Source organism: Kitasatospora sp. MAA19, assembly GCF_029894125.1.
GTDB lineage: Bacteria > Actinomycetota > Actinomycetes > Streptomycetales > Streptomycetaceae > Kitasatospora.
In genome coordinates, this window is the sequence record NZ_JARXYZ010000003.1 from 485,528 (window position 1) to 501,824 (window position 16,297).

20 protein-coding genes are annotated in these 16,297 nt (G+C 74.8%); 13 read left to right on the forward strand and 7 right to left on the reverse strand.

What is annotated here, in order from left to right; all coding sequences use genetic code 11:
* Positions 1-32: 32 nt before the first annotated feature.
* The gene (locus P3T27_RS07850) at positions 33-299 is read right to left on the reverse strand and encodes a hypothetical protein (protein ID WP_280675657.1); all 267 of its coding nucleotides are present in this window, start codon (positions 297-299) and stop codon (positions 33-35) included.
* Between the two features lie 192 nt (positions 300-491).
* Here P3T27_RS07850 and P3T27_RS07855 point away from each other — a divergent pair, with 192 nt between their 5' ends.
* Entirely contained in the window at positions 492-809 is a 318-nt protein-coding gene (locus tag P3T27_RS07855; protein WP_280675659.1) for a cupin, read from the forward strand.
* Between the two features lie 37 nt (positions 810-846).
* On the opposite strand, the gene P3T27_RS07860 is transcribed toward P3T27_RS07855, so the two are convergent.
* Positions 847-1,437: a TetR/AcrR family transcriptional regulator gene (locus tag P3T27_RS07860; RefSeq protein ID WP_280675661.1), complete on the reverse strand. Its 591-nt coding sequence runs from the start codon at positions 1,435-1,437 to the stop codon at positions 847-849.
* 109 nt (positions 1,438-1,546) lie between these two features.
* Between P3T27_RS07860 and P3T27_RS07865 the strand changes: the two genes are divergently transcribed.
* The 8 genes from P3T27_RS07865 to P3T27_RS07900 all read left to right on the forward strand — a co-directional run bounded on the left by P3T27_RS07865 (position 1,547) and on the right by P3T27_RS07900 (position 8,159).
* Positions 1,547-3,097 carry an MFS transporter gene (locus P3T27_RS07865; RefSeq protein ID WP_280675663.1) on the forward strand — a complete coding sequence of 517 codons (1,551 nt, stop codon included), beginning with the start codon at positions 1,547-1,549 and terminating at the stop codon, positions 3,095-3,097.
* Positions 3,098-3,359: 262 nt separating this feature from the next.
* Positions 3,360-3,770, forward strand: a complete 411-nt coding sequence (locus tag P3T27_RS07870; protein ID WP_280675665.1) for an isoprenylcysteine carboxylmethyltransferase family protein — start codon at positions 3,360-3,362, stop codon at positions 3,768-3,770.
* A gap of 229 nt (positions 3,771-3,999) precedes the next feature.
* Positions 4,000-4,311, forward strand: coding sequence for a Sec-independent protein translocase subunit TatA (tatA, locus tag P3T27_RS07875; RefSeq protein WP_280675667.1), 312 nt, complete (start codon positions 4,000-4,002; stop codon positions 4,309-4,311).
* A 158-nt stretch (positions 4,312-4,469) separates the two neighbouring features.
* Positions 4,470-5,846, forward strand: a complete 1,377-nt coding sequence (locus tag P3T27_RS07880; protein ID WP_280675669.1) for a hypothetical protein — start codon at positions 4,470-4,472, stop codon at positions 5,844-5,846.
* A gap of 103 nt (positions 5,847-5,949) precedes the next feature.
* On the forward strand, positions 5,950-6,510 hold the full coding sequence (locus P3T27_RS07885; RefSeq protein WP_280675671.1) for a potassium channel family protein: 561 nt from the start codon (positions 5,950-5,952) through the stop codon (positions 6,508-6,510).
* Between the two features lie 90 nt (positions 6,511-6,600).
* Positions 6,601-7,011 carry a VOC family protein gene (locus P3T27_RS07890; RefSeq protein ID WP_280675673.1) on the forward strand — a complete coding sequence of 137 codons (411 nt, stop codon included), beginning with the start codon at positions 6,601-6,603 and terminating at the stop codon, positions 7,009-7,011.
* An 87-nt stretch (positions 7,012-7,098) separates the two neighbouring features.
* The gene (locus tag P3T27_RS07895) at positions 7,099-7,527 is read left to right on the forward strand and encodes an AraC family transcriptional regulator (RefSeq protein WP_280675675.1); all 429 of its coding nucleotides are present in this window, start codon (positions 7,099-7,101) and stop codon (positions 7,525-7,527) included.
* Positions 7,528-7,532: 5 nt separating this feature from the next.
* Positions 7,533-8,159 (forward strand): glyoxalase, encoded by a 627-nt coding sequence (locus tag P3T27_RS07900; RefSeq protein ID WP_280675677.1) that lies wholly within the window; start codon positions 7,533-7,535, stop codon positions 8,157-8,159.
* Between the two features lie 301 nt (positions 8,160-8,460).
* Here P3T27_RS07900 and P3T27_RS07905 read toward each other — a convergent pair whose 3' ends face one another.
* From P3T27_RS07905 to P3T27_RS07915, 3 genes are all read right to left on the reverse strand, one after another.
* Positions 8,461-10,011, reverse strand: coding sequence for a protein kinase (locus P3T27_RS07905; RefSeq protein WP_280675679.1), 1,551 nt, complete (start codon positions 10,009-10,011; stop codon positions 8,461-8,463).
* A 442-nt stretch (positions 10,012-10,453) separates the two neighbouring features.
* Positions 10,454-11,545: a hypothetical protein gene (locus P3T27_RS07910; RefSeq protein WP_280675681.1), complete on the reverse strand. Its 1,092-nt coding sequence runs from the start codon at positions 11,543-11,545 to the stop codon at positions 10,454-10,456.
* Positions 11,542-12,348, reverse strand: a complete 807-nt coding sequence (locus P3T27_RS07915) for an RNA polymerase sigma factor (RefSeq protein WP_280675812.1) — start codon at positions 12,346-12,348, stop codon at positions 11,542-11,544. Before P3T27_RS07915 ends, P3T27_RS07910 begins: the two co-directional genes overlap by 4 nt.
* A gap of 118 nt (positions 12,349-12,466) precedes the next feature.
* Between P3T27_RS07915 and P3T27_RS07920 the strand changes: the two genes are divergently transcribed.
* The 4 genes from P3T27_RS07920 to P3T27_RS07935 all read left to right on the forward strand — a co-directional run bounded on the left by P3T27_RS07920 (position 12,467) and on the right by P3T27_RS07935 (position 15,201).
* Positions 12,467-12,658 (forward strand): hypothetical protein, encoded by a 192-nt coding sequence (locus tag P3T27_RS07920; protein ID WP_280675683.1) that lies wholly within the window; start codon positions 12,467-12,469, stop codon positions 12,656-12,658.
* Between the two features lie 75 nt (positions 12,659-12,733).
* A complete protein-coding gene (locus tag P3T27_RS07925) occupies positions 12,734-13,456 on the forward strand; it encodes a VC0807 family protein (RefSeq protein ID WP_280675685.1) in 723 nt (240 codons plus the stop codon).
* 127 nt (positions 13,457-13,583) lie between these two features.
* Entirely contained in the window at positions 13,584-14,324 is a 741-nt protein-coding gene (locus P3T27_RS07930) for a tyrosine-protein phosphatase (RefSeq protein WP_280675687.1), read from the forward strand.
* Between the two features lie 115 nt (positions 14,325-14,439).
* Positions 14,440-15,201, forward strand: a complete 762-nt coding sequence (locus P3T27_RS07935) for a Clp protease N-terminal domain-containing protein (protein WP_280675689.1) — start codon at positions 14,440-14,442, stop codon at positions 15,199-15,201.
* 67 nt (positions 15,202-15,268) lie between these two features.
* Here P3T27_RS07935 and P3T27_RS07940 read toward each other — a convergent pair whose 3' ends face one another.
* On the reverse strand, positions 15,269-15,760 hold the full coding sequence (locus tag P3T27_RS07940) for an NUDIX hydrolase (protein ID WP_280675691.1): 492 nt from the start codon (positions 15,758-15,760) through the stop codon (positions 15,269-15,271).
* An 80-nt stretch (positions 15,761-15,840) separates the two neighbouring features.
* Entirely contained in the window at positions 15,841-16,278 is a 438-nt protein-coding gene (locus P3T27_RS07945) for an SRPBCC domain-containing protein (RefSeq protein WP_280675693.1), read from the reverse strand.
* Between the last annotated feature and the right edge of the window lie 19 nt (positions 16,279-16,297).

Genomic DNA, 16,297 nt, shown 5'->3' on the forward strand with positions numbered 1-16,297 from the left:
ATGGCGGCCCGCCGCACCCCGGCCGGGTGCGCTCAGTTGGGCGAACCGTGCTCCGCGCGCCAGGCCTCCCAGCCGGCGGCGGACGCCACCTTCGCCTCGCGCAGCGCCCGCTGGGCGAACGCGGCCGGCGCGGTCTCCAGGCTCCGCACCCAGCTGCGGCCGGCCGTGGCCAGCGCCGCGCACACCATCGCCGCCCCGGCCGCGCCGAGCACGGCGCCGATGCCGGTGAGCACCGCGCCGCCGACCAGCAGCGAGCGGTTGACCTGGAACCCGCCGGAGATTCTCTCGTTGATCGCCATGCCTCCACGATGCGTGCACGCGCCGGGGGCTGCACGTCGAACGGCTCCGGGTGCGGACGGCCACCGATGCCGCGGGTGCGCGGGGAGCGGGGCTCCGGGTGCGGGAGCCGACCGCGTCCGCGAACCTGGGCACACGGCGTCGGCCCGGACGCACGGGGCCGGCCCGGGCGCACCGGGTCAGGAGGACGCGCGATGCCCGATCTCGAACAGCTCGCCGTGGAGCACGCCACCCGCGCGGCCGAGAGCCCGCACGGGCGCAGCGCCCACCTGGTGCTCCACGACGGCGTCCTGCGGCAGACCGTGATCGCGCTGACCGCCGGCACCTCACTGGACGAGCACACCCCGCCGAGCGCCGGGAGCGTCCAGGTGCTGCGCGGCCGGGTCTCGCTGACCATCGCCGGCCGGCACCAGGAACTGCCGGTCGGACGGCTGGAACCGGTGCCCCAGGAGCGGCACGGACTGCTCGCCCACGTCGACTCGGTGGTGCTGCTGACCGTGGTCACCACCTAGCGGCAACGGCGGCGCCGCGTCGCACCGCCGGGCGCGGTCACCGCGTCGCGGGGCTGAGCACGCTTGCGCTGACCAGCCGCAGCCCGCGCAGGAAGTCCCGCCCGTTCGGCGCCAGTTCGGGGGCCGCCAGCCACTGGGCGGCGTACCCGGCCAGCAGGGTCTGGTAGAAGGCCCCGCGGGCGATCTCCTCCTCGGTGTCCGGCACCTCGGGCAGCCCCTGGAACAGCGCGGCGAGGCCGAGCCGGCCGTCCTTCTGCGCCTGCGCGAACGCGTGCGCCAGCTCGGGCTCGTGTGCGACCTGGGCGAGCGCCTCGAACTGGGCCGCCCAGAGCCCGCGGTGCTCGACGAAGACGGTCTTGAGTCCGTCCCAGACCGCGGCGAAGCGCTCCTCCCGGTCGTCCGACACCTGGTTCGCGGCGTGCACCACCGCGCCCAGGGCCTCGCCCATCTCCCCGATCGCCTCGATCATCGCCGCGTTGAGCAGCGCGTCCTTCGAACCGAAGTGGTAGCCGATCGCGGCCAGGCTGACGCCCGAGGCGGTGGCGATGTCACGGGCGGTGGTGCGCCCGTAGCCCTTCTCGTAGAGGCAGCGCTTGGCGCCGGCCATCAGGTCTTCGCGGTTTCCCATGACCCGATCCTACGGAAGGACTGCACAGATGTCTTGCACGAATGTCTCGCGCGATCGATTTACACGTACGTACTAGACAAACGTCTGACACGCCCGTACGGTCTTCCCCATGACCGCAACCACCGGCCGCGCAGGCCGTCGCGAATGGATCGGCCTGGCCGTCCTCCTGCTCCCGACCCTCGTCCTCGCCATGGACATGGGCGTGCTCTTCTTCGCCGTCCCGTACATCTCCACCACGCTGGCGCCCAGCGGCACCCAGCAGCTGTGGATCATGGACATGTACTCGTTCCTGCTCGCCGGGCTGCTCATCACCATGGGCTCGCTGGGCGACCGGTTCGGCCGCCGCCGACTGCTGATGATCGGCGCCGCCGGCTTCATCGGTGCCTCGCTGCTCGCCGCCTGGGCCGACAGCGCCGGCCAGCTGATCGCCGCCCGCGCCCTGCTCGGCGCCGCCGGGGCCACCGTGATGCCCTCGACGCTCGCGCTGATCCGCAGCATGTTCCACGACCCCAAGCAGCGGCAGATCGCCCTCGGCGCCTGGGGCGGCATCCTCACCGCCGGCGCCACCCTCGGCCCGGTCGCCGGCGGTCTGCTGCTCGGCCACTTCTGGTGGGGCTCCGTGTTCCTGATCGCCGTCCCGGTGATGGCCCTGGTGCTGCTCACCGCCCCGGTCCTGCTCCCCGAGTACCGCGCCGCCGCCCGCACCGGCCGCTTCGACCTGCCCGGCGCCGCGCTGTCGATGGCCGCGATCCTGCCGCTGGTCTACGGCGTCAAGACCCTCGCCGTGGACGGCTGGAGCCCGCTGCCCGCACTCGCCGTCCCGGCCGGCCTGCTGCTCGCCGCCGCGTTCGTCCGGCGCCAGCGCACCGCCGCCGACCCGCTGCTCGACCTCGGCCTGTTCCGGATCCGCACCTTCAGCGGCGCGATCAGTGTCAACACCATCGCGATGTTCGCCATGATGGGCTTCGCCCTCTTCACCTCGCAGTACCTGCAGCTGGTCAAGGGCATGAGCCCGCTCACCGCCTCGCTCTGGTCGCTGGTGCCCAGCGTCGGCGTCGGCGCGGCCGTCGGCATCAGCTCGGCGCTGGCCGGCAAGGTCCGCCCGGCGGCCCTGATGGGCGGCGGCTTCCTGGTCGGCGCGGCGGGCTTCGCTCTGATGACCCAGGTCGGCGCGCACTCCCCGCTCGCACTCATCCTCATCGCGGCGGGCGTGCTCGCCGCCGGCACCGTCGGCACCATGACCATGACCGCCGAGATGGTCGTCTCCGCCGCCCCCGTCGAGCGGGCCGGCGCCGCCTCCGCCACCTCCGAGACCGCCGTCGAACTCGGCAGCTCGCTCGGCATCGCCCTGCTCGGCGCGGCCGGCGCCGCGGTCTACCGCCACCAGCTGGACGGCGCCCTCCCGGCGGGCGTCGACGGCGAGACCGCCCGCGCCGCCCAGGACACCCTCGGGGGCGCGGCCACCGCCGCCGCCCACCTGCCCGGCCGGGTCGGCGCCGACCTGCTGGAGACCGCCCGGGCCGCCTTCACCGACGGCCTGCACGTCGCCGCCGTGGTCGGCCTGGTCTTCGCCCTCGGCGCCGCCCTGCTGGCCTACCGCCTGATGCGCCACCTCCCCGCCGCCGCCCCGGCCCCGCAGCCCGAGGCCGCCACCGCCTGACCCACCCGGCCCGATCCACGCGAGTCATCGAGAGCCCCCGCCCACCCCGGGCGGGGGCTCTCCGCCGTCCACGGCCCAGGGCCCACCGGTGCCGGTAGGCCTCGCGGCGGTCGCAGCATCCGGTGGTCCCCCGCTCTCAGCGGAGCAGGGCGGCCATGACCTCCGGGGAGACGGAGCCTTCGAGGCCCTCGGCCGCGGCCGCGAGCCGGTTCAGCCACTCGTCCCCGGCCCGTTCGGCGACTTCCTCCGTCACCTCGCCTCGGTGCTGGTCGTGGTGCTGTTCGGCCGCGCCGGGATCGGCGAACTTCCCCCCTGGGCGCGCTGGTTCGGCATCGCGCCGATCGCCGCCGGGCTGGCGCTGCGGGCCTGGGGCATGCGCACCCCGGGTCGCCACCACACCCGCACCCTGCGCACCGTGGACACCCAGTACGTCGTCCGCAGCGGCCCGTACCGGCAGGTCCGTCACCTCGACTACGCCGGCCGCCCGCTGGTCCGGACGGGCTACGCGCTCGGGCTGGGCAGCCGGCCGGCCACCCTGCTGGTGGCGGCGCTGCTGCCGGCCGCGCACGGCTGGCGGATCAGCGCCGAGGAGCGACTGCTGCCGGCCGCCTTCGGGCCCGCGTACGCCGAGTACCGGCAGGTTTCGAAGCGGCTGGTGCCCTTCGTGCACTGATCCCCGCCCCGCCGGGCCCGCGGGGCGCGCGGGCTGGTCACCGGGGCCGCGAACCGACCCGACCGGGCCCGCCGCCGCCGCAGTTGCTCGCGTTCCGCTCGAACGGCACCTGGTTTTTGGCCAGCGTTTCCCGGCCGGTGTATCCGTTCACCGTCGCAGCCAGGCATACTGGCCAGCATGGGCGCTAGCCCACCCGTGACTCTAGACAAGAAGGGACCGGTGGCCAGGGATGCTGCGGAACGGTCTTGAGCCCTGGCACCTCCTGGTGGTGCTGGCGGTCGTAGTCCTGCTGTTCGGATCGAAGAAGCTGCCGGAGATGGCCCGCGGCCTCGGCAAGTCGATGCGCATCCTGAAGGCGGAGACGAAGGCGCTGCGCGAGGACGACGCTCCGGCGGACGCCGCGCAGAACACCACCGCCCAGAGCACCGCGGCCCCGGGCGCCGGCACCGCACAGAGCACCGCCGCGCAGCAGCCGGCCGCCGTCACGCCGACCAACGTGACCAAGGCCACCGAGACGAAGCGGCCCGAGACGACCGCCTGAGTCCCGCGTTCCTCCGGAAGCCCCCGGCACCGTCCGACGACGGTACCGGGGGCTTCCGCCGTCCCCGGTGAGGGGTAGACCCCGGAGCGCGTTCGACTGGCCGTCCGATCTGATCCGTTATCTCCTGGTTTTCACCACTGGAGGAACGGAGTCGCGGCATGCCCACCGACGAGCTGGGCGCGTCCCCCGACGAGCCGCCCGCCGGCCGGCCCGCCGGACCGCCTGGCGGGTCGCCCGACGAACTGGCCGACCTGCGGGCCCGGCTGAGCGCCGTCGAGGCCCACGAGGCCCGGCTGGACCGGCAGTTGGGGGCCAGTCAGGGCAGTCAGGGCCGCCACCGGGCGCGCTCCCTGCTCGCCGTCCTGCTGATCCTGCTGGCCTGCGTGCTGACCCCGCTCGGCGCCGTCGCGGTCTGGGCGAAATCGCAGGTCGGCGACACCGACCGGTACGTCGCGACCATGGCGCCGCTGGCCAGGGACCCGGCGGTCAAGGCGGCCGTCACCAACCGGGTCACCGACGCGATCATGCAGCAGATCCCGGTCGACTCGTTGCTCGACAACGTCGCCCCCGACGACCGGCCCAAGCTCGGCGCACTGCTGAACGGCATCGGCCAGGCCCTCACCAGCGGGCTCACCGGCTTCGTCCACACCCAGGTCCAGCGAGTGGTGGACAGCGACGCCTTCGTCACCATCTGGACGGACGTCAACCGGGAGGCGCACGCCGCGATCGACCGGATGCTGACCGGGCAGGGCGGCGGCGCCGTCGAGATCAGGAACGACACCGTGGTGCTCGACCTCGCCCCGGTGATCGCCCGGGTGAAGACCGCGCTGGTCGACAACGGGCTCTCGGTGGCTTCGAAGATCCCGGAGATCCACACCTCGTACACGCTGGTGCAGTCCGACGCCATCCCCACGGTCCGCACCGGCCTCCGGCTGCTGGACCTGGCCGGCTTCTGGGTGCCGGTGCTCGCGCTGGCCTGCGCCGTCGGCGGGGTGCTGCTGGCGGGTCGGCGGCGGCGGGCGGCGGTCACGGCGGCGCTGGGCATGGCCGCCGGGGCGCTGCTGCTGGGCCTCGGGCTGAGCGTGTTCCGGGCCGTCTACCTGGACAGGCTCCCCGCCGGGGTGGACCAGGCGGCCGCCCAGGCGGTGTACGACACGCTCGTGCGCTACCTGCGCTCCGCCGTCCGGGTGGTCGTCGCGCTCGGACTCGTCGTCGCCCTCGGCGCCTGGATCAGCGGCGGCGGGCGCTGGGCCCGTACCGTGCGCGGCGGCTGGCACGCGGCGCTCGGCTCCGCCCGGAACACCGCCGAACGGGCCGGGCTGCGACTCGGGCCGGTCGGCCGGTTCGTCCACCGCTGGAAGGCCTGGCTGGGCTGGGCGGCGGTGGCGGGCGCGGCGCTGGCGTTCGTGCTGTGGAGCTACCCGACGGTGCTGGTGACGCTCTGCCTGGCGCTCGCGCTGGTCGGCGTCCTGGCGGTGCTGGAGCTGCTGGACGAACCGGGCCGACCGGAAGGAGGAGCCCCGGCCGCCACCTGAGGGGCGATCAGCGGCGCCGGCCCTCCGGCACGGGTCGGCCGGCCGGCCCCGATCGGCCCAGCCCGGACAGCGGCCCGCCGGACGGGGCCGGAGGCTGGACGGGATGTCCGAAACCCAGTCACCACCGCCACCGTCACCACCGCCGCCACCGCCGCCGGGCGGTTTCGTCGACCTGCGGGCCACCGGATTGCTGCTGGGCTCCTTCACGCTCCTGATGGCCGCGTACTTCACCCTGCCGCTGCGCTTCCTCGGCCGGACGCACCCGCTGCTCGGCTGGCTCGCGTTCGCCGCCGCGCTGACCGGGCTGAGCACCCTGCTGCTGGCGAAGATGCTCGGCGCCGTGCGCGGCACCGAGCGACGTCCGGTGATCTGGCTGGTCTTCCTGATCGGGCTCTCGATGACCGTCTTCGCCACGACCTACTACGTCCTCGCCGAGCGGACCGGCGAGTTCGAGGGGCTGCGGACCCGGCTGGACGCGCTCTACTTCACCATCGTCACCCTGGCCACCGTCGGCTACGGCGACATCATCCCGTCCGGCCAGGGGCCGCGCCTGGTGGTGATCCTGCAGATCGGGTACAACTTCGTCTTCCTCGCGGCGGCGGCGGGGACGCTGTCGCGGACGATCCGGGCGGGCCTCGACGTCCGGGCCCACCGGGGGCCCTAGCGTGCACAGGTTGTCCACAGGCTGTGGATGAGCCGGTGGCCGTCAGGAATCGAGAAGCACGGCCGCAGCGCCGGACCTAGCATCGGCGCCATGGACATCACCATTCACACCAGCGTCCTCCCGCACGACGACCCGGACGCGTCCCTGGCCTTCTACCGCGACGTGCTCGGCTTCGAGGTCCGCGGCGACGTCGGACAGGGCCGGATGCGCTGGATCACCGTCGGCCCCGCCGGCCAGCCCGGCACCTCCATCCTGCTGGCGCCGCCGGCCGCCGACCCCGGCATCACCGAGAACGAGCGCCGCACCATCGCCGAGATGATGGCCAAGGGCACCTACGGCTGGATCCTGCTGGCCAGCCGGGACCTCGACGGCACCTTCGGGAAGGTGCAGGGCAGCGGCGCCGAGGTCGTCCAGGAGCCGACCGAGCAGCCGTACGGCATCCGCGACTGCGCCTTCCGCGATCCCGCGGGCAACCTGATCCGCATCCAGGAGGTGCGCTGAACCGGCCCCGACCACCGGGTCCGCGATCGACGGAGGCCGACGAAGGCCGCCGGAGGCCGACGTGAGTCGACGAAAGGAGTCCTCCCCGTGTGTCACCCCTCGTGGGCCCGCGCACGCGCCGAGGCGCAGCGCCTGAGCGACCTCGCGCGACTGCGCCGCGTCCGGGACCGGATCGACCGCGAGTACGCGCGACCGCTGGACGTCGTGGCGCTCGCGCGCGGCGTGGGCATGGCGGCCGGGCAGCTCGGTCGCGAGTTCCGGCTGGCGTACGGCGACTCGCCGTACGGATACCTGACCGCGCGCCGCATCGAGCGCGCGGCCGCGTTCCTGCGCTGCGGCGCCCTCGGTGTCGCCGAGGCCCGCCTCGCCGTCGGCTGCCCGTCGCCGGCCGCCTTCGACGCCCGCTTCACCGAGCTGGTCGGCATGCCGCCCGCCGAGTACCGACGCCGGGTCCGACGGGCGGTGGGACCGGTCAGGATTCGAGAAGCCCCGGCCACCGAGCCGCAACTAGCGTGACGGACATGACCTCCATCGACTCCATCACCCTCGACGTGGCCGACCCCACGGCCGCCCAGCACTTCTACACCACCGCCTTCGGCCTCGACACGCAGCTGCGCCTGCGGGCCTCCCAGGCGGCGACGACCGGCTTCCGCGGGTTCACGCTCTCGCTCACGGTCGCCCGGCCCGCCACCGTCGACGGCTTCGTCGACGCCGCCCTCGCCGCCGGCGCCACGGCCCTCAAGCCCGCCGCGAAGTCGCTGTGGGGCTACGGCGGCGTCGTCCAGGCCCCGGACGGGACGATCTGGAAGATCGCGACCTCCGCGAAGAAGGACACCGGCCCGGCCACCCGGGAGATCGACCGGATCGTGCTCCTGCTGGGAGTCGCGGACGTGGGCGCGAGCAAGCGGTTCTACGTCGAACGCGGCCTCGCCGTGGCGAAGAGCTTCGGCCCCGTGTACGTGGAGTTCGCCACCGGGTCGGGACCCGTCCAGCTGGCGCTGTACAAGCGCCGGGCCCTCGCCAAGGACGCGGGCGTCTCCCCCGACGGCACCGGATCGCACCGGATCGCGATCGGCAGCGCCGCCGGGCCCTTCGCCGACCCGGACGGGTTCGCCTGGGAGCTCCCGCAGCCGGCCCACACGTCCTGACCGACGAAGCCCGCCCGCCGCAGGAAGAGCCATCCCCGAGACGACCGGAGGAAGCCTGACGGACACGGCGCCGCGCGGGTTCGAGGAGAGGCTGCGGGACACCCGCGCGAAGCCGGCGGGCGAGGTCGACCTCTGGGTCGCGACGGCGGGCGCCTCGGGCGGCGCCCACGAGATCCAGGGCCGCGACCTCATGCGCGACGGCCGCTGGCTCGGCTGAGCCCGCCGGCGCCCGGGCGCCGCGCCCCGGCGGACCGCGCGCCTGCGCCGCCACGCAGGCCGGGGTTCGACGACGGCCCCCGGGTCACCAGTCCTGGTTGTCGGTGGCGGCCGTGGCGTGCAGGGTGATGAACAGGGCGCTGAGGCGGGCGTTCCAGTTGGCGTAGGTGGGGCCGTCGATGGCGTGCTTCTTGGCCAGGTCGCGGATCACCTTCTGGGCGTCCTTGAGCTCCTGGGCCGCGTCGTCGGGAGAGCCCTCGTTGAGGCGGGCGGAGGCGTCGTCGAGGATGCGCAGCAGCTCCACCTGGTGGTCGCGCTCCTTGCCGCCGATCTGGGTCTGGGCGACGGCCTGGCGGAAGGCGTTGAGCTGCAGGGCCGGGGCCTGGTTGCGGGGGACGGTCGGGCTGGGGGCGCCGGGGAGGGAGGCCGGGGTGGTGGGGGCCGCGGTGGTGGGCGTCGGGGTCGGCGTGGGGGTGGGCGTGGGGGCCGCGGGCGCCTTGGTGGCGGTGGCCGCGGACGCCTTGGTGGCGGCGGGGGCGGCGGGCTCGTCGAAGGCGGTGACGGCCAGGGCGGCGACGCCGGCGAGTCCGGCCACGCCCAGCGCGCCGAGGACGAGGGGCTTGCGGCCACGGCTCCGGCTCCGGCCGGCCCGTGCGGGCGGGGCCGCCGGGACGGCGGCCATCAGCGAGGTGGCGGGCGGGGCCTGCGGCGGGAGCAGCGTGGTGTGCTGCTGGTTGGGGCTCACCGGCCGTACGGGCGGGAGCAGCTGGGTCGGGGCAGCGGTGGCGAGGAGTTCCGCCGTCGGGTCGCCGATGGCCAACCCGGGGATGGTGGAGAGGAGTTCCACGCGCGCCGCGGCGGCGTCCACCGGCCGGTCGGCGGGGTTCTTGGCGAGCAGGCGCAGGACGGCCGCGTCCAGGGCGGGCGGCAGGCCGGGCCGGCGCACGGACGGCGGCAGGGGCTGCTCGCTGACGTGCTTGAAGGCGATCGCCACCGGGGTCTCGGCGGTGAACGGGGTCTCGCCGGTGAGCATTTCGGTGAGCACGCAGCCGACGGCGTAGAGGTCGGTGCGACCGTCCAGGGCCGAGGCGGTGGCCTGCTCGGGCGACAGGTACGCGGCCGTGCCCAGCACGCTCGCCGTCTGGGTCAGGTTGCTGGACGACCCGGCCCGGGCGATGCCGAAGTCGACGACCTTCACCCCGCCGTCGTCGGTGATCATGATGTTGCCGGGCTTGATGTCCCGGTGGACCAGCCCGGCCGCGTGCGCGACCGCCAGCGCCTCGCAGACCGCCGCCGCGATGCCGACGGCGCGTTCCACCGGCAGGTTCGGCTGCTGCGCCAGCACGGCGGCGAGCGAGCGGCCGTGGACGAGCTCCATGACGATGAACGGCGTGCCCTGGTCGACGCCCGAGTCGAAGACCATGACGATCCTCGGGTGCACCAGCATGGCCGCGTGCTGCGCCTCGCGGCTGAACCGCTCGGCGAAGCGGGGGTCGTCGGCGAGCCCTCCGTTGAGGACCTTGACGGCCACCTGACGGCCCAGCACGTGGTCCACGCCGCGCCAGACGGTGGCCATGCCGCCGACGCCGAGTATCTCGACGAGTTCGTAACGCCCGTTCAGCGCCCGTCCGATCACCTGGAACTCCCCTCACGTGCCGCGCCCGGGGTTCCGGGCCGCCTCGTGCACCTGTGCACGATAGCCGCCCCGCCCGACCGCTCCGCCGGGGGCGGGGAGGCGGTCGGGGGACCGGGCAGCGGTCCCCCGGCCGCCGGCACGGGGGGAGTGCGGCCCGCCCTGACTGCGGGAGGGCGGGCCGCACGTTCCGGGCCGGCCGGGCCGGCGGCGCGTCCGGGGAGAGCGCGTGCCGGTCCGGCCGGGGCCGGCCGGGCGGTCGGCGGGCACGGGGGAGCCGACCGGCCACCCGGGGTCTTCGGGTGGTGCTGACCAGCGGTGCCGCGCGGCGGCGGCACTGCCGTGGTGCGAGTACTGCGGGTACTGCGGATGGTGCGGATGGTGCGATCCGGGTGGGCGGCGAGCCCGGGGGGAGTCGCTCGCCGCTCACCCGGAGTTCTGGGGGTTACCTCTGATCCGGCTGATCCGACTGGCTGCTGCCGGACCGGTCGGGCCTGCTCGGGCGGACGTCGGGCGGGGTCGGCACGGCCGGCAGCGCCGGGATCGTCGCGCCGGACCGGCCGGGCTTGGCTCCGGCGCCGCCGTCGGCCCTGTCCTGGCCGTTGCCCTTGCCGTTCCCGCCGTCGGCGTTGTCCTTCCCGTTGCCCTTCCCGTCGCCGCCGTTCCCCTTGGTCGCGCCGGGGACGGTCCTGCCGGGCCCGGGGGACGGCGCGGTGGCGTCCTGGTGGTCGTCGCCCGCCGCGCCGAGCGCCTCCGCGCAGAAGTCCGCCATCTTCTCCGCCCCGCCGGCCGCCGAGACCAGCGGACCGAACTGCGGCTCGGTGCCCAGCAGGCGCTCGCCCTTGCCCGTCCGGTCGGCGAACGCGCGGCAGAGTGCGATCAGAGCGGGCGGGACCGACCGGGTGCCGTGCCCGTCCGCGTCCGCGTCGGCGGAGGGGCTGCCGGGCGTCGTCGGGGCGGTGGACGGCCCGACCACCTGCGGGCCGCCGCCGGAGGAACCACCGGACGGACGGGCGGACGGGGCACCGGAGGAGGTGCCGGGCGAGGCGGAGGAGGAACCGGCGGACGAATCGGCGGACGGGGTACCGGGCGCGCTGCCGGAGGACCCGCCCGCGGCGGCGAGCGTGTGCTCCGGTGTGGAGGAGCCGCCGCCCAGCGGGGACGGCAGGTTGCCGGTGCCGGCGGCGACCGCGACCCCGCACAGCGCGGTGGCGCCGAGCACGGCGGCAGTGGCCTTCGTGCTGAAGGCCCTGGCCAGCGCGGCGGTCGCCATCGATCGTCTCCGGACGGGTGCGGTCACTAGGGGGTCGGACGTGAGACGGGCCTCCCGGAACGCGGCCAGGGCGGCCTCCTCCCCGGCCAGTTCGCGGGCCGTCGCCGGGGCGGCGGCCGCGGCGAGGACCCGGGCGAGCTGCCCGGGACCGTCGTCCGGTCCGGTGAGCGAGGCGTCCTGCCCGGCCGGCGGGCCGCCCACGGCACCGCCGAGCAGATGCTCGGCAGCGTCACGGTCGATCCGACGGGATCGGTTGGTGCTCATCTCATGTCCTTCAGCGTCGCGGCCCGGCGTTCTGTCACACCTTGCGGAGAACTTTTTTTCGCGGGCTTCCCCGCGGCTTTCCCAGCGGCTTCCGCTTTCCCGGCGGCTTCCGCTTTCCCGGCGACTTCCGCTTTCCCGGCGACTTCCTCAGCGGGCTCTTCGGCAGCTCCCCCGGCGGGCTTCTGCGCCGACCGCCGCACGGGCCACCCCGCCGCCGGTGCGGCCTCGCGCGCGGCCGGGATCCCGACCCCGGCGGAGAAGGGCTGTTCCAGCACCTTGGCCAGTCTCCGCAGCCCCCGGTGGGCGGCCATCCGGACGCTGCCGGCCCGCTTGCCGAGCACCCGGGCGGCGCTCTCGGCGTCCAGGTCCATGACCACCCGCAGCAGGACGGCCTCGGCCTGGTCGCGCGGCAGCCGGGAGATCAGCGCCAGCGCGTCGGCGGTGCCGACCGTGGTCAGCGCGGCGCCCGCGGTGTCGTCCCCGGCGGCCAGCCCGGCCAGGTACTCGAAGGGCAGGTCGGCGACCGGGCGGCGGCGCCGGGCCCGCAGGTGGTCGAGGGCGCGGTGCCGCGCGACGGTGGCGGCCCAGCCGCGGAAGCCGTCCCCGTCGCCGGAGAAGCCGTGCAGGTCGCGGGCGATCTGCAGCCAGGTCTCGGAGGCGATGTCCTCGGCGTCCTGGGCGTCCTCGGGCCGGCCGCCGACCAGCACCCGCAGGTAGCGCAGCAGGCCCGGCTGGACGGTCCGGAACAGCAGCCGGAACGCCTCCTCGTCCCCTGCCTGGGCGGCCCGGACGGCCTCGGTCAGATCGACGGGGACGGGGGCCCGGCCCGCCGGCGGCCCGGCGGGCCGTACTGGTCCGGACCGGCCGACTGGGCTGCCGGTGCCCGCTCCGGGGCGCTCTGCACTCTGCACCCGCCACATCATGCGCCATCCGGGCGAACGCCTCGGGGTGCGGGCGAAGGGTCGGGCCGAACGGGACGGGGCCGAGCCGGACCGGGCCGGTGCGGAGACCTCCCTCTTCCCCGCCGCGCTGGAGGACGTCAACGCCGCGGGTGTCACGGCTCGCACCATGACAACTGTCACGCGGATCCCGCAACGGACGGCACTGCTCTGACGGAGGGTCGGACGGAAAGACTGGAGGCACGACGCGGGCACCTGCCCGCGGCCACCAGTCGGGGAGGAACCCACCGTGAGCCAGACCGTCAGCGCCGCTGCCCCCACCGCCCCCGCCGCCCCCGCCAAGGCCGGCAAGGCCCCGAACCCGGCGGTCTCCGGACTCCGCCCGCTCGCCCTCGACGTGGCCGCCCCGCTGGTCGGCTACTACCTGCTGCACTCGGCCTGCGGCCTGAGCGAGTTCGCCGCGCTGGCGTGGAGCAGCGCGATCCCGGCCGGCCGGACCGTCCTCGGCCTGCTGCGCGAGCGCAGGCTCAACCTGTGGGCCGCGCTGATGCTGGTCGTGAACCTGGCCGGCCTGGCGCTCACCTTCGTCACCGGCGACGCCCGGCTGATGATCGCCAAGGACGGCGGGCTGACCGGCACCGTGGCGCTGGCGGTCCTGGTCTCGGGGCTGATCGGCCGCTCGGTGATGACCCCGATGGTGATGCCCTTCATCACCAAGGGCAAGCGCGACCGCGCCGCCGCCTGGCAGCGGCTGGTCGAGGGCCGGGCGGCCGGCTCCCGGGCCTTCCGCCGCCACGAGCGGGTGTTCGCGGGCATCTGGGGCACCGCGCTGCTGGCGGAGTGCGTCGCCCGGGTGGTCGGCGCCTTCACCCTCCCGGTGGCGACCATGGCCTGGCTGTCCACCGTGTTCCTGGTCGGCGCGATCGTGGCCGGCTCGATGCTCGGTCAGATCGCGGTCGAGCCGATGGCGAAGTTGGTCCGCGCCGAGGCCGAGGCCCCCACCGCCGCCTGACCCGGGCCCCGCGACGAGCTGAACCAAGGATGCCGGCGATCCGAACGGCGAGGAACCATCCGGATCTCCCGGGAGTCCTTCATAACGAGGGGGTAACGGGACCCCCGGTCGAGGAAACGGGGATCCCATGAGCAGGACGCACGCGCTGAGCACCACCGAGGAACGCACCCTCGTCTGGGACGGCTGCCTGAACGTCCGCGACCTGGGCGGGCTGCCCACCGTCTCCGGCCGGCCGACCGCGCGCGGGGCGATAGCCCGGGCGGACAACCTGGACCGCCTCACCGCCGAGGGCTGGGACGGCCTCCTGGACCACGGCGTCCGCACCGTGGTCGACCTGCGCAACACCGAGGAGTACAAGCCGCTCCTCCCGCTCCCCGAGGGCGTCGAGCTGATCCGCGTCCCGCTGGACGAACTCGCCGGCCCCGCCTGGTGGGAGGCCTACGGCCGACTGGACGGCACCCCGCTCGCGCTCCGCCCCTACCTGGACCACTGCCCGCACGCCGCCGCCGCGCTGATCGCCGCCATCGCCGGCGCCCGCCCCGGCGGCCTGGTCGTGCACTGCGGCGCCGGCCGCGACCGCACCGGCCTGGCGGCCCTGCTGCTGCTCGCCCTGGCCGGCGTCGAACGGGCCGCGATCGTCGAGGACTACCTGCTCAGCGGCCCCAACGTCCGCCCGCTGTACGGGATGCTGGGCCTGCCGGACCCGTACCGCCGGATCGACGCGGTGCTGGCCGAGGCCGGCACCACCGCCGAGGCCGCCCTGTCGGGCGCGCTGGACGACCTCGACCCGGCCGGCTACCTGCTCGCCGCCGGGGCCACCCCCGCCGAGGTCGCCGCCGTCCGGGCCCGCCTCCTGCCCAACTCGTAGCACCTCGGCCGCGATTGACGGCCCATCCGAACCCTCCTGGCCACCGGGGAAGACCATCCACACCCATCGTCAACCGATGGTTGACGACACGGGATCGACAACCTACGGTTGACGCATGGAGAATCCCGTCGTTCCCACCACCACCCCGCTGCGCCTCGACGACCTGATCGCCGCGATCAAGAAGGTCCACCCCGACGCGCTCGACCAGTTGTCCGACGCGGTCATCGCCGCCGACCACCTCGGCGACCTCGCCGACCACCTGATCGGCCACTTCGTCGACCAGGCCCGCCGCTCCGGCGCGTCCTGGACCGACATCGGCCGCAGCATGGGGGTCAGCAAGCAGGCCGCCCAGAAGCGATTCGTCCCCAAGGACCCGGGCACCCCCACCGACCTCGACCCCAGCCAGGGCTTCAGCCGGTTCACGCCCCGGGCCCGCAAGGTCGTGGTGGCCTCACAGGAGGAGGCCCGGCGGGCGAACAACGCCGAGATCACCGCCGAGCACATCCTGCTCGGCCTGCTCGCCGAGCCCGAGGGCATCGCGGTCAAGGCACTCGCCGCCCAGGGCGTCACCCCCGAGGCCGTCCGGACGGCGACCACCGCCGTCCTGCCGGCCGCCGTCGAGCAGACGCCGCCCGCGCTGATCCCGTACGACGGGCAGGGCAAGAAGGTGCTGGAGCTGGCCTTCCGCGAGGCGCTCAAGCTCGGGCACAACTACGTCGGCACCGAGCACATCCTGCTCGCGCTGCTGGAGTTGGAGCACGGCGAGGGCGTGCTCGCCGGCCTGAAGGTGGACAAGCCCGAGACGGAGACCTTCGTCTCGGAGACCATCGCCGCCATCATCGCCGCCCGGAACGCGGAGCCCGAGCAGCAGCAGTGAGGCACTGCGCCCCAGCCGTGCCCCGGATGGAACTCCCACCCGGGGCACGGCACTTCGGCTGGACCGCTCAGAAGCCGGAGACGCGTGTGGTGACGATCCGCACCCGGCCGTCGACGGCCGCCTCCAGCGCCGCCCGCAACCGGGCCGAGCGGGCCGGGCCGAGGAGCTCCAGCGCCTCCTCGACGGTGGCCCAGCGGTGCGTGTCCAGTTCGCCGGCCGGGACGGTCACGGGGGTGCCGTCCGGGACGGTGCCGAAGTCGAACATCAAGTGCTCGGCGGGGTGGTCGAGTTCGGCCGAGGGGTGGGTCCAGGAGATGGCCAGCAGCTCCCCGGCCGCCTTGACGATGCCGGTCTCCTCCCACAACTCCCGGGCGGCGCACTCGACCGGGCCCTCGCCGAGGTCGATCGTGCCGCCCGGGAACTGCCAGTGCTCGCGGTACCCGGCCTTCACGATCAGGACCCGGCCGGACTCGTCCCGCAGCAGGCAGCCGGCCGCCGCGTAGATCCTGGGCAAGGACGCCAACCACTCCTCGCGGGACTTCAAGGGCTCAGCCGTCACTGCGATCCTCCTGGGGCACGGTGGTCCTGGACCGCCTACTCTGCCACCGGGCCACCGGGCCCGCCGGTGGCAGGGCGGGCTCAGTGCCGGGCGGCGAGGTGCTCGACCAGGCGGTCGAAGCTGGAGTTGAGGCCCGCCTCGGCCTCCGGACCGCAGTACATCGCCGGCACCTCGGTCTGACGCAGGACCACCTCGGCGCGGCCGTCGCCGAGGTCCTTGAAGGTCAGCGTGGAGCGCATGCCCACGCCCTCCTCGGCCAGGGCGATCAGCTCGCCCGGGCGGATCTCGGTGATCGTGGCGCGCATCGGGTACTTCTCACCGGTCTCGTCGATGGTCATGGTGCTGTCGTAGCGCCCGCCCACCGTGGGCTCGATGGTCACGGTGTCCAGCTCGACGTGGGTGCCGACCGGGCCCCAGAAGCGGATGAACTGCTCGGGCTCGACGTAGGCGCGGAAGGCCGCGTCCGGGGTGGCCGGCAGCTCGCGGGTGATGGTCAGCTCGCCCAGGTTCTCGGTCATGGCATGGTCCTTCGTGTTC